This is a genomic window from Salinivibrio sp. MA427 (assembly GCF_001996115.1).
Lineage (GTDB): Bacteria > Pseudomonadota > Gammaproteobacteria > Enterobacterales > Vibrionaceae > Salinivibrio > Salinivibrio costicola.
The window spans coordinates 1-13,525 of record NZ_MUFH01000043.1 but is presented as its reverse complement, the minus strand read 5'-3'; the positions used below and the strand labels follow the sequence as shown (position 1 = coordinate 13,525).

Genomic DNA, 13,525 nt, shown 5'->3' with positions numbered 1-13,525 from the left:
GTGACAAACGGCATTACACCGCGTCGTTGGTTGAAATTCTGTAATCCTGATTTATCAAACTTGATCAGTGAAAAAATTGGCGAGCAGTGGCCAGCACAGCTTGAGCAACTCGAGCAGGTTGCACAATATGCTGACGACGCTGATTTTCAGAAAACCTTCATGGCGGTCAAGAAGCGCAATAAACAGCGCCTTGCTGACTGGGTAAAATCCAACCTCGATATCACGCTTAACACCGATGCGATTTTCGATGTTCAGATCAAGCGTCTACACGAATATAAGCGTCAGCACTTGAATCTATTGCATGTAATTTCGCTCTATCAGCGCTTGCTCAACGAGCCAAACTTTGACATGGCGCCACGAGTGGTCTTTTTTGCCGCTAAAGCAGCCCCAGGTTATGAACTGGCAAAATCGATCATTTTCGCTATCAACAAGGTGGCCGAAACGATCAATAACGATCCACGCGTTGGCGATAAGCTTAAAGTGGTGTTTATTCCAGACTACCGCGTAAGCATGGCAGAAATTATCATTCCAGCCGCCGATGTGTCAGAGCAAATCTCAATGGCCGGTAAAGAAGCGTCGGGCACGGGCAATATGAAAATGGCCCTTAACGGTGCCTTGACCATTGGTACCATGGATGGCGCTAACGTCGAGATCCGTGAAGAAGTGGGTGACGATAATATCTATATCTTCGGCTTAGATGTTGATGGGGTCACCGAATTACGCCAAAAAGGCTATCAACCCGAAACAGCGTACCAAAATCAACCGCTTCTAAAAGCCGCTTTAGATAGCCTATTGGATGAAACCTTCACGCCGGGGCAGCCTGGTTTGCTGCGCCCTGTCTTTGACAGCGTGATGACAAGTGGTGATCCGTACCTGTGTTTGGCTGACTTTGCTGATTATGTCCGCGCACACAATGACATTGATCGTGATTATCGAGACATGTCGCAGTGGGCACGCAAAGCCATTCTTAACACCGCGCTGGTCGGTAAGTTTAGCTCTGACCGTTCCATCCGTGATTATGTTAATAATATTTGGCAGCTAAAAGCGATCAAACGCTAATTGCTAATTGCTAATTGCAATATAACGGGTTAACAACCTGATAGGTGGCAAGGGATTCGCCTTGCCACCTGATAATAATGACAACAATATTGCCCAATAAAAGAAGGGGCAGACCCCTCGGAGAAAGCGATGAAAGAATCTGCATTAAAGACAGTCGCACACATGGCGAACCTTGCCGACCGTTATATCAGTGCTTGGGGCACAGAAGCGGCGGTGCCAGACAGTACCTTACATGATTTATTAACGTCACTTGGCTATGACACACGAAACGACGAGGCGTTGTTGGCATCAGCGGAGAGAAAACACAAAACGGRTGTGCTTGCCCCCGTACAGGTGGTGCAAGACAACGAACCGGTTGAAATTGCGCTTTACCTTGGCACCAGTGCCCGAGAAAGTGACTTTAGTTGGCGTTTGGAAACCGAACAGGGCGAGTGCTTTGAAGGTTATCTTCAGTCACAAATTATTCGCGACGAACGCAGTGAGGGTGGCCCGCTCGTTTTTAGCTTACCGTGCGCTCTACCTTGGGGCTACCACCGTCTCTTTGTAAACCGAAAGCGCCGCAAATCTCCCTATCAGATGACGTTAATTATGGCGCCTTCTCAGTGCTATAAACAACCTGAACTGAATGCGCACAAAAAAATGTGGGGACCGAGTATTCAGCTCTACACCTTACGCACTCCACATAATTGGGGCATCGGTGATTTTGGCGATCTCAAACAGTTGGTCAGTGAATTGGCGTCACGCGGGGCAGATTTTGTTGGTCTGAACCCGATTCATGCGCTTTTCCCTGCCAATCCTGAAGCCGCGAGTCCTTATAGCCCGTCATCACGTCGCTGGCTTAATCTTTTGTATATCGATGTCAGTGCGGTGCGAGAGTTTTCATTGAGTGCCAAAGCGCAGCAACTGGTGGGCAGTGCCGCGTTTCAACGTCGATTACAGGCCGTACGTGATACTCATTGGGTCGATTATAGTGAAGTTGCCGCATTGAAGATGGCGGTATTGCCGTTACTGTTTGAGGAGTTTAAACAGCGGGAGCTGCTGCAACAGACGCATCGTGGCCGCGCTTTCTTAGACTTTATTGAGCAAGGTGGTGACAGCTTAAAACAGCAAGCGACCTTTGATGCATTGCATCAACACTTGCGCGCAGACGACGAGAATATGTGGGGCTGGCCGGTATTCCCAGAAAAGTACCGTCGTTATGAGAATGCGGCGACGCAAGCTTTTATTGAACAGCACCATGATGACATCCAGCTGTATATGTATTTACAGTGGATTGCTCAAATCCAAATCGAAGAGGCACAAGCGATCGCCGAAGAACAAGGCATGGCGCTCGGTTTATATCGCGACTTGGCGGTGGGTGTTTCAGATGCGGGAAGTGAAACATGGTCAGATAACTCGCCACTCGTGCTTGACGCCAGTGTTGGCGCGCCACCCGATATGTTGGGGCCGCGAGGACAAAATTGGGGCTTACCACCGTTTGATCCACAAGCGCTGCAAGCTTCGGGTTATCATGCTTATATTGAACTGTTGCGTGCCAATATGCGTCACTGTGGTGCATTAAGGATTGACCATGTGCTAGGTCTGTTGCGTTTATGGTGGATCCCGAAAGGCAAAAACGCCAGCGAAGGCGCGTATTTATATTACCCAGTAAAAGACATGCTTGCTATTCTGGCACTTGAATCACACCGTCATCAATGCAGTGTGATTGGTGAAGATTTAGGCACGGTGCCTGACGAAATTGGTGCGTTGCTGAGCGATGCGGGTGTGCATTCTTATAAAGTGTTCTTCTTTGAAACGTCAGAAGAAGATGGTGGATTTATTTCACCGGCCCATTATACCGAGCAAGCGATGGCAACACTTTCCACTCATGATATGCCAACCATTCGGGGATTTTGGCATTGTGATGACTTAAAAATGGGTCAAGAGCTGGGCTTGTATCCGGACGAAGCACAGCTTCAGCAATTGTTTGATGATCGCTTAAAAGCGAAACAAGGGATCTTAGACAGTGTTCGTTGGCATGGCATGTTGCCGGAAGGTGTAGGGGCAGATGCGCGTTATGTGCCGATGGATGGCTATTTGTGTCGCGCACTACAATTGCATGTCGCAGCCGGCCAATCTGCGCTGTTGAGTGTGCAGCTTGAAGATTGGTTAGAAATGGACAAGCCAGTTAATATCCCTGGTACGGTTGATGAGTATCCCAACTGGCGACGTAAACTCTCTGTGAACCTAGATACGTTGTTTAGCCGCGAAGAGTTAAATCAACTGGCGAAGGATCTTTCGCGGGTACGCTTACACGCGAGTCGTCTATCCGTTTGATCGCCTGATCACCACGCGACCACGCTCTATCCTTAGTGCTAGCCAACACGCATGGGATGGAGCGTTTTTCTATAAGGAGCCTTCTGTGTCACATTCCTCTTCCTCGATGACACCATATTATACGCACCCCGATCACTACGACATCGATCTCGCGGCCTTGCACAATCCTCGCTATGCGCATCAGCTCATGGGTGCGCATCCTATGACCTTGCCGGTTAACGGTGAGCCTATTGAAGGCGTGCGTTTTATTGTCTTTGCCCCTCATGCGCAATCGGTCAGCGTGATTGGCGATTGGAACCAATGGCAAGCTGATACCGCCTTGATGACGCCCATTGAAGATGGCTTTTGGGTCGGGTTTATTGCCAACCTTGGCACACACCAACGCTATAAATACGCCTTAACCGGTCCTGACGGACAGGGTTTACCCCATAAAGCCGATCCTTACGGGGCGTACGCTGAGCCTTATCCCTCGTTTGCGTCACTGACTTATGATCAGTCTGTTTATCAATGGAACGATCATCAGTGGCAGCAACGACCCATAACCGCAAAGCATCAACAAGCCTTGTCGTTTTATGAGTTACATCTTGGCTCGTGGCAACATGATGAAAATGGCCAAATGCTGGGCTATTGCGACCTTGCTGTGCGCTTAGTGCCGTATCTGGTTGATATGGGCTATACCCATGTGGAGCTAATGCCGGTCAGTGAGCACCCTTTTTATGGGTCGTGGGGATATCAACCCATAGGGCTTTTTGCACCGACCAGCCGCTACGGATCGCCGGATGATTTTAAGTATTTTGTCGACCAATGCCATCAGGCAGGGATTGGCGTGATCCTTGATTGGGTGCCGGGGCATTTTCCCACCGATGATCATGGGCTTGCGTACTTTGATGGCACGCCTTTATATCACGATCCTGATCCGCGTCGTGGTTGGCATAATGATTGGCACTGCCATCTCTACGATATGGGTAAAGATCATGTGCGCCGCTTTCTGGTGAATAATGCGCTGTATTGGCTCGATCAATTTCACATTGATGGTCTACGCGTGGATGCCGTCGCGTCGATGCTCTATCTCGATTATTCGCGTGAGCATGACCAATGGCTCCCCAACGCTGACGGTGGAAACGAGAATTACGACGCGATTGCGACACTAAAATGGATGAACGAGTCGGTTTATCACTATTTTCCCAATGCGATGACGATTGCTGAAGAGTCCACCACATTTCCTGGCGTGTCTGCGCCCACGTATATGGGAGGACTTGGGTTCGGATTCAAATGGAATATGGGCTGGATGCATGACAGCTTAAGTTATATCCGTGAAGAACCTGTGCATCGACGCTATCATCACGATACGCTGACCTTCCCATTAGTTTATGCGTTTAGTGAGAACTATGTGTTACCGCTATCGCATGACGAAGTGGTCTATGGTAAAGGCTCTCTGATGGGCAAAATGCCTGGCGATGAGTGGCAACAAACGGCTAATTTACGCGCCTATTTGAGCTATATGTATGGTCAACCCGGAAAAAAACTGAATTTTATGGGGGCGGAGATTGGTCAAACAGCAGAGTGGGATCACGATAGTCAACTTGAGTGGCACTGGTTGCAGTATGAACGCCACCAAGGTGTTCAAGCTCTGGTGAAAGCCCTCAATGATCTTTATGTGTCGACGCCAGCATTGTACCGACTCGATTTTGATCCGACAGGGTTTGAATGGCGAGTCAAAGATGCGGCAGATATCAGTATCATGGCCCATGAGCGGTTGGGCGATGATGGCTCGCGAGTGCTGGTGGTGAGTAATTTCACGCCTGTACCACGTGATGGCCTTCAGCTAGGTGTACCGATGAGTGGCGACTATCAACTGGTATTAAACTCCGATGATGAGGCATTTTGGGGCAGTGGCTATCCGGTTTACCAAGTAGTGAGTACGGATAAAATATCAGCACATGAGCAACCCCAATCACTGACGCTCAATTTGCCACCGTTAGCCACGGTTTTTTATCGCTGGCAAGGGTGAACAACTTCAAACCACGCTAGACGACCTAATGAGGAACGCACCAAGTTAATCCTTGGTGCGTTTTTATTTGTCGCCTCGCGCAGACCGCAACGCTATGTTTACTGCACCGCTTACCGCCTTGTTCTAGGTTGAATCCATCAAAAAAGGCCGCGTATGCGGCCTAATCATTATCTTTAAGGCGCCATTTTATGCCGCATCTTCTTCGTCAACGAAGGTCACGCCGTTTTCACGGTGTAGACGCTTGCACGCGCGGCCGTCGCTGTGGAACAAGTGACAGCGGTGAGCGGGAATACCAATCGCGTACTTCTCGCCGGGCTCAATCTCAACCGTATCGAGTTGGCGATAGATCACATCCGCATCGGCACTTTCTAGGTTGAGATAAATTTGCGTCTCGTTACCCAACTTCTCAACGATGGTCGCTTCCCCTTCGATTTTGGCATCACCGTCTTTGGCGGCGATTAAATGCTCTGGGCGAATCCCTAGCGACATACGATCACCGCGGGTGACGGTTTTGCCATCGACTGGTATCCAGAAACTGGCCCCCTCACTTAGCTGCACTTTGACCCGAGTCGGCTCAACATCTGCGATGAATACGCTCATGAAATTCATTTTTGGGGAGCCAATAAACGAGGCCACAAAGCGGTTTTGTGGGTAGTGGTATAGCTCAAGCGGTTTGCCCACTTGCGCGACACGGCCTTCATCTAGCACCACAATTTTATCGGCCATGGTCATCGCTTCGATCTGATCGTGTGTCACATAAATCATGGTACAGCCAAGCTGACGTTGTAACTTGGTGATTTGTGCACGCATCTGCACCCGTAACCCGGCATCGAGATTCGATAAGGGTTCATCAAGTAGAAAAACCTGTGGTTGAGACACCAGGGTACGGCCAATGGCGACGCGCTGACGTTGGCCGCCCGACAGGGATTTTGGTTGTCTATCTAATAAGTGACCAAGTTGCAWAATTTCCGCCGCTTGATGCACGCGTTTATCTACCTCAGCCTTATTGGCTTTTGCCAGCTTTAAACCAAATGACATATTGTCGTAGAGGTTTAAGTGGGGATAAAGGGCATAGGATTGGAACACCATGCCGACGCCACGCTTAGATGGCTCAATATCATTTACTCGCTGATCATCAATGTAAAGGTCGCCCGACGTAATATCTTCCAACCCGGCAACGCAGCGCAATAAGGTGGATTTACCGCAACCAGAAGGACCGACAAAGACGACAAATTCGCCATCTTTAATCTCTAGGTCAACGTTTTTAGAAATCATTACATCGTTGTCATACGCTTTACAAACGTTTTTAAACGTGACACTTGCCATGTCGCTCGCCCTCAATCGCTTTTCATTAATTCGGCTCAATTTGCATGATACGTGGCTATGTTATCAATGTGGGTCGTTATAAGCGTTACCGCTTTTGTTTAACATTCGTTGATGATTAATTAACCACACTAGGGAAAAATACCACTCATGCTTTTTTTGATGAGACTCAGTGTGTCTTATCTGCGCTAGCCCTGCATCCTCCTATCATCAATTATTACAGGGGGAGTAGGCGGGGAGGAGGATTTTCTCCTACCTAAAATAATTTGAGGGCGTACTTCACAAAAATCTGAGTTAATTAGTTGAACTTGATCACGTTCAGTTTATTTTTGTGAGCCGCATCATTAGTGACGAGCGATATGGATCACGAATTCGCTCGCATAGGTGTAGGGCGTAGAGACCAGGATGATGAGGAATGAAGAGGAATTACCCATGATAGAGCCTGAAACACAGCTCATCCTCCATGGAATCGTGCTACACCTCAGTAGAAGAAGGATAGAAAGATGAATAAATCACTTAGCGCTGTTGCCCTCGGTACCCTGATTGCACTTGGCTCATTTGGTGCAAATGCGAATATCGAAGAAGGCCAGCTGACCATTTGGATTAATGGTGACAAAGGTTATAACGGCCTTGCCGAAGTGGGTGACCGTTTTGAACAAGACACGGGCATTCCTGTAACCGTGGTTCACCCTGATGGCCTGCAAGACAAGTTCCCGCAAACCGCATCAACGGGTGATGGCCCAGATATCGTTTTTTGGGCGCATGACCGTTTCGGTGGCTATGCCGAGTCAGGCTTATTGACAGAAATCCGTCCGTCGGATCGTTTAAAAGACGGCATGGTCGATTTTGCTTGGGATGCGGTCAAATACAAAGGCAAATACGTCGGTTATCCGGTGGCCGTGGAGTCACTGTCTCTTATCTACAACAAAGATCTCGTCCCTAACCCGCCAGAAACGTGGCAAGACGTGGTTGCGATAGATGCCAAGCTCAAAGAGCAAGGCAAATCGGCCATCATGTGGAACTTAAAAGAACCCTACTTTACTTGGCCACTAATGGCGGCTGATGGCGGCTATGCGTTTAAACAAACCGCAACGGGTTATGATGTCAAAGATGCGGGCATCAATAATAAAGGGGTTCACGATGCACTGAACTTCATGAAGCAGATGGTCAAAGATGGCGTGATTTCTTCTGATATGGATTATTCCGTTTCTGAAGCTGCGTTTAACAAGGGTGACACAGCGATGACCATCAATGGCCCATGGTCGTGGGGGAACGTTGAGAAGTCAGGCATTAATTATGGTGTGGCTACCTTACCAACTTTCCAAGGTGAAGCCTCTAAGCCCTTTGTTGGCGTGTTAAGTGCCGGTATTAGCACCGCGTCGCCAAACAAGGCACTCGCCGTCGAGTTTCTTGAAAACTATTTGCTGACCAATGAAGGCCTATCAACCGTGAATGCGGATAAGCCTCTGGGTGCGGTGGCGTTAAATGCTTATCAAGCTGAACTTGCTAAAGATCCGCGCATTGCGGCAACGATGGAAAACGCTAAGCATGGCGAGGTAATGCCAAACATTCCGCAAATGAACGCGTTCTGGGCGGCAGCCAAAAACGCAATTATCAACGTGGTTGATGACCGTCAAAGCGTTGAAGCTGCTCTTAACGACGCAGAAAAACAGATGGTTAAATAAGCTCTATCTGCAGGGGGGATGCGTCCTCCCTGCACACTTCAGAATTAAGTGAGTAGCGTTCCTTATGCAGTCAGTCCAAGGTTCTCAAGCTATGACAACGTCAGGCTCTTCTTTGCCCAGCAGCACAAAAGCGTTCATCAAATGGGCGCTGTTGGCCTCTGTGGCTATTATTAACGGTTATGCCACCGTTTTAATGTATTCGCGTGGTGAAACTGCTTTTGCCCTGTTAACCGTGGTGTTAACCGCGTTAGCTCTGTACATTTTTGGTAGTAAAAAGACATATGCCCACCGATACATTTATCCAGGTATCGCGGGAATGATTCTTTTCATCATTTTCCCATTGGTATACACCGTGGGGCTTTCACTTACCAATTATAGTGCCTCCAACCAGTTATCTTTCGAACGCGCTCAGTCGGTATTGCTAGAGCGAACCTTCCAAGGTGGTGATAGCTATCCGTTTTCTCTTTACCAAACGGATAAAGGCGCGCGTCTTGTGGTGGAGATGCCGGAGGCTCGCTACGCCACCAAACCGTTTGACTTTGCAGCCCTTCCAGCCCAAACACTGGCGTTAACGCCAGTCGACAGTATCTCGGGCGAAAAAGCGACATTACGAGCGGTGATCCAAAATCGAGACGCACTCAGCGCTCTCGAACTTAAACGCAGCGATGATCAAATCATTCGGATGAGCGGTTTAAGGAAGTTTGCTGCCATTCAACCGCTTTACAGCCTGCGAGATGATGGTCGTACACTGATCAATAACCAAACCGGTGAAACACTCAAGCCAAATGATGAGATCGGTTATTACCAAGCGGTTAACGATGCCGGCGAATTTGTTGGCGATACTGTTTCACCTGGATATGTTGTTCAAATTGGTACCGATAATTTCGAACGCGTATGGACGGATGATGGAATTAAAGAGCCCTTTATTGGCATCTTTATTTGGACGATTGTCTTTTCGGTATTATCTGTCGCTTTTTCCCTATTTATTGGTTTGATTCTTGCCAGCCTTGTTCAGTGGGAAGAGTTGAAGGGTAAGTCTATTTATCGTCTACTCCTTATTCTGCCTTATGCGGWGCCAGCGTTTATTTCGATTTTGATTTTCCGCGGTTTATATAATCAAAGCTTCGGTGAAATAAATATGGTATTAGAGGCTCTGTTTGGGATCAGTCCTAATTGGTTCTCAGACCCTGTAATGGCCAGAAGTATGGTGGTAACGGTCAATACTTGGCTGGGCTTTCCTTATATGATGATTCTTTGTATGGGCTTGCTTAAGGCCATTCCGGATGATCTCTATGAGGCATCGGCCATTGACGGCGCGAATTTCATCCAAAACTTTACCCGCATCACATTGCCGATGATGATCAAGCCTCTCACATTTCCTTCCGTGAGGGTAATTTTGCTACCGGGAGTTTGATCCCGAAAAATCCGTCACTGGAGCACTGGAAGTTAGCACTGGGTTTCTCGGTGACTAACTCGGATGGCACGGTCACGCCGCCACCATTCCCCGTCTTATTGTGGCTATGGAACTCGGTGAAGGTTGCAGGCATTACTTCGTTATTTATTGTAGTGCTGTCTACCACCTCGGCATACGCCTTTGCCCGTATGCGGTTTAAAGGTAAGCAGACTATCCTCGATGCAATGATGATCTTCCAAATGTTCCCGGCAGTGCTGGCATTGGTGGCTATCTACGCCTTGTTTGATAAGTTAGGTCAGTACATTCCATTTTTAGGGCTCAACACTCATGGCGGCTTGATCTTTGCCTATTTAGGCGGGATTGCGTTGCACGTCTGGACCATTAAAGGGTACTTTGAAAGCATTGACGGTTCCCTCGAAGAGGCTGCGGCTTTGGATGGGGCCACGCCATGGCAAGCCTTTAGGCTGGTACTACTTCCGCTCTCAGTACCAATCTTGGCGGTGGTCTTTATTCTGGCATTTATTATGGCCGTGGGTGAGGTACCGGTGGCTTCGATTCTGTTATCGGATGTCGACTCTTATACCTTGGCGGTAGGGATGCAGCAGTATTTGTATCCGCAAAACTACCTGTGGGGTGATTTCGCGGCGGCAGCCGTGCTGTCAGCGGTACCGATTACCGGTGTCTTCTTGCTAGCACAACGTTGGTTAGTGGGTGGTTTGACCGCAGGTGGCGTGAAAGGGTAACCCTCAACCCACCATTGAGTGTTAAGAAATACGTAAAAGGCAGCTGATAACAGCTGCCTTTTTACTGTCGAGGACATTGTGTTACAACCAATCACCGTCAACGCAGACTAAAAAGCTCTTTGCTGCCAAGCGTTGGAATGTTTCTGGTGCAGTGACAGTTGTTTCATCGGTCGCCGTATCACAGACAATGCGCCATTGGTGATCACTCGGTAGCCGTAACGCTTGGGCGGTGTCGCTGCTATTAATGGCTATAAGCATTGATTGACCCGCATTAGAGTGATGCGCGCCGAGCGTGATCTGACAGCTGAGCGCTTGCAGGTTTGGCCATTGGTGATCTTGAATCGGATCGCCATTCGAATGGCGCCACGCAATCTGATTGAAATGGCGCTGTGTGCCACTCAATGCATCAATAAAGCGCGGCACGATAGCATTGCGACGCGCAATCATGGTGGCAAACCAATTTGACCAAGCGTGATTCTGCGTTTGCCAGTTTAGCCAACTCGTGGGGTTATCTTGGCAGTAAGCATTGTTATTGCCTTGTTGCGAGTGACTGATGAGATCCGCGGTCAGAATATGCGGGGTGCCCAATGAGAACAAAATACTCGCGATCATATTACGCTTTTGCTGCTCCCTAACAGCCATGATTGTGGGATCGTCTGTCGGTCCTTCGATCCCATAGTTCGCAGAGCGGTTGTCACCGTGACCATCTCGGTTATTCTCACCGTTCGCGTGGTTATGTCGTTTGGCGTAACTGACCATATCTTGCAGGGTAAAACCGTCATGATAGGTTACATAGTTAATCGGCAAATGATCGGGCCAGTGGCTGGCACTGAAAAAGTCACGCGATCCCATAAGACGAGTAGCAAAATCTTGTAACTTGCCTGGATCGCCACGCCATACACTGCGGGTGGTATCGCGGATTTTATCGTTACACTCGGCCCAATTTGCAGGGAACTGGCCTAACTGGTAACCATTGGGGCCAATATCCCAGGGTTCAGCAATCAGTTTGACGGTAGAAAGGATAGGATCTTGGGCAATAGCGTGGAAAAAGGCACTGTGTGGATGAAAAGCCTCGCCGTCTCGCCCCATAGTGGCGGCGAGATCGAACCGAAATCCATCCACGTGATAGCGGGTGACCCACATACGCAAGGTATCGAGCACCAGTTTTAGCGCGGCAGGATGGTGTAAATCAAGGGTATTGCCACAACCGGTATAATTGCGCAGCTGTTGGTTATCCTGGAGATACATTGCCTGGTCGATCGCTTTAAAATGCAGTATGGGTCCACCGTCGCCACCTTCCGCGGTATGATTAAACACCACGTCTAAAATCACCTCAATGTCGTGACGGTGCAGCTCGCGTATTGCTGTTTTCAACTCATTAACCGCGTCCTTTTCGGCATAACGCGGATCCGGGGCCATCCAAACATAAGGGTTGTAGCCCCAATAATTGATTTTTTGCTGGCTGAGTAAATGCGGCTCGGGTAAGCAGGCGGTGATAGGAAGCAGTTGCAGGCAATTAATATGATGTTTTTGGTAAAACGCCAACATCGCTGGTGAGATTAAACCCAAGTAACGCCCTTTTTCCGCCGGCCCCACATCCGGGTGCTGCTGAGTCAGCCCTTTAACATGAGTTTCAAAAATCACAGTGTCGCACATTGGACGCTGAGGGGATGACACGCCTTGCCAATCAAATGGCGCATGATCCACAACTTGGCAGCGCGCCAGTAATGTACTTTGCGATGGTGTATAAGGAGGCTGATAGCTTAAAGGGCCAATCACCGCTTGCGCATACGGATCGGCCACGCACCATGTTTGGCCATTATGTGAGATTTCAAAACTGTAATCTTGCCCTGCAACCACATCAGCGACCTCTTTTGTCCAATAACCACGTTTGTATTCGCGCATGGCGAGCCGCTGAGGTTGGTGCCCTTGATGCCACAACAATAAATGCACGCAGTCCTGGTCTGGTGCGTACAAAGTAAATCGACAACCTGAGTCGTATAACTGAGCTCCTAATGAATAAGGAGCAGGAAAACAAACCGACATAAATAACACCATTAAATTAGACTCGCTGCCATTAGAGCTTTTAATCATAAACAATTCAATCTGATGTCACATTTATGATGATTGCCCGGTATGTAATTAAGTTTCATGCCTTTAAGAATAAATCTATTAATAGTGATCATGTCGACGTTTTGTAGGCCTGTTTAGCGAAAAATAATTACCAATTACGCCCTCTTTCAGTGACTCAGCTCGACAAGTTTAGATAATTGGCTATCACTCATCCTTTCTCCTCCTCCCCCTGAAATCGCACGGCCGGATGACGCCAAAATGACCGCTCAGGGATAGGATAATTCCAGGATAACGAAGAAAGCTAAGCCTTGGACACATTGTCTTTTCCCACTACCCACTGCCGGTGTGAAGAGACACGTAAAAAAGGCCCATTATGGAGTAAGGTATGAGAAAAGTAAGTTTAATTGCCGCAGCTGTCGCGACTGCTGTCACTGCCACCTCAGCATTCGCTGTCGACTTTAATGGCTATGCACGTGCTGGTGCTGCTATCGGTGGCAATGGCGCGGGTGATAGTGCTTTTGAAAAGAATAAAGTTGGTCGTTTGGGTAATGAAGACGACAACTATTACGAGTTCGGCTTTTCAGAGGAGCTTCAAACCGGAGAGCAATCATGGAAGCTGGAATCGATGATTGCCTCTAGTGATAAAGGTCAAAGTGGTTGGGAAGATAGCGAGATTAATGTCGCGCAATTTAATGTCCAAGCCAAAGGGGTGATTGCATCTGACCCTGAAGCCGTTATCTGGGCGGGTAAGCGTTATTATCAACGTAAAGACATCCACATTACTGACTTCTATTTCTTGAATACGTCAGGTACCGGTGGTGGTATCGAAAATATTTCATTGGGCGACCAAAAACTTTCCTTAGCTTTTGTTCAAGATGGAGAAAATGATCAGTCTTCAGGC

At 48.4% G+C, this 13,525-nt stretch carries 7 protein-coding genes and 2 pseudogenes; 7 read left to right on the top strand and 2 right to left on the bottom strand.

Going from position 1 to position 13,525, the window contains the following annotated elements; translation table 11 throughout:
• From BZG79_RS05370 to glgB, 3 genes are all read left to right on the top strand, one after another.
• A partial coding sequence (locus BZG79_RS05370) for a glycogen/starch/alpha-glucan phosphorylase (protein ID WP_199877561.1) occupies positions 1–1,059 on the top strand: 1,059 nt, incomplete at its 5' end.
• Between the two features lie 129 nt (positions 1,060–1,188).
• Positions 1,189–3,375 (top strand): 4-alpha-glucanotransferase, encoded by a 2,187-nt coding sequence (gene malQ / locus BZG79_RS05365; protein WP_077773895.1) that lies wholly within the window; start codon positions 1,189–1,191, stop codon positions 3,373–3,375.
• A gap of 106 nt (positions 3,376–3,481) precedes the next feature.
• Positions 3,482–5,386 carry a 1,4-alpha-glucan branching protein GlgB gene (glgB, locus tag BZG79_RS05360; RefSeq protein WP_077773894.1) on the top strand — a complete coding sequence of 635 codons (1,905 nt, stop codon included), beginning with the start codon at positions 3,482–3,484 and terminating at the stop codon, positions 5,384–5,386.
• 186 nt (positions 5,387–5,572) lie between these two features.
• On the opposite strand, the gene malK is transcribed toward glgB, so the two are convergent.
• The gene (gene malK, locus BZG79_RS05355; protein ID WP_077773893.1) at positions 5,573–6,712 is read right to left on the bottom strand and encodes a maltose/maltodextrin ABC transporter ATP-binding protein MalK; all 1,140 of its coding nucleotides are present in this window, start codon (positions 6,710–6,712) and stop codon (positions 5,573–5,575) included.
• A 500-nt stretch (positions 6,713–7,212) separates the two neighbouring features.
• Between malK and malE the strand changes: the two genes are divergently transcribed.
• From malE to malG, 3 genes and pseudogenes are all read left to right on the top strand, one after another.
• Positions 7,213–8,394: a maltose/maltodextrin ABC transporter substrate-binding protein MalE gene (malE, locus tag BZG79_RS05350; protein WP_021023899.1), complete on the top strand. Its 1,182-nt coding sequence runs from the start codon at positions 7,213–7,215 to the stop codon at positions 8,392–8,394.
• A gap of 64 nt (positions 8,395–8,458) precedes the next feature.
• Positions 8,459–9,769 (top strand): annotated as a pseudogene (gene malF, locus BZG79_RS05345) (maltose ABC transporter permease MalF); the annotation flags it as partial.
• Positions 9,769–10,551, top strand: a pseudogene (gene malG, locus BZG79_RS05340) (maltose ABC transporter permease MalG); the annotation flags it as partial. The pseudogenes malF and malG, both read left to right, overlap by 1 nt.
• An 81-nt stretch (positions 10,552–10,632) precedes the next feature.
• On the opposite strand, the gene glgX reads toward malG, so the two are convergent.
• Positions 10,633–12,645, bottom strand: coding sequence for a glycogen debranching protein GlgX (gene glgX, locus BZG79_RS05335; RefSeq protein WP_077773890.1), 2,013 nt, complete (start codon positions 12,643–12,645; stop codon positions 10,633–10,635).
• 364 nt (positions 12,646–13,009) lie between these two features.
• Here glgX and BZG79_RS05330 point away from each other — a divergent pair.
• A partial coding sequence (locus BZG79_RS05330) for a carbohydrate porin (RefSeq protein ID WP_199877560.1) occupies positions 13,010–13,525 on the top strand: 516 nt, incomplete at its 3' end.

Excerpts from the sequence above, each read along its gene's own strand:
- glgX (WP_077773890.1), bottom strand. The coding sequence starts at position 12,645 with ATGATTAAAAGCTCTAATGGCAGCGAGTCTAATTTAATGGTGTTATTT.
- malE (WP_021023899.1), top strand. The coding sequence starts at position 7,213 with ATGAATAAATCACTTAGCGCTGTTGCCCTCGGTACCCTGATTGCACTT.
- glgB (WP_077773894.1), top strand. The coding sequence starts at position 3,482 with ATGACACCATATTATACGCACCCCGATCACTACGACATCGATCTCGCG.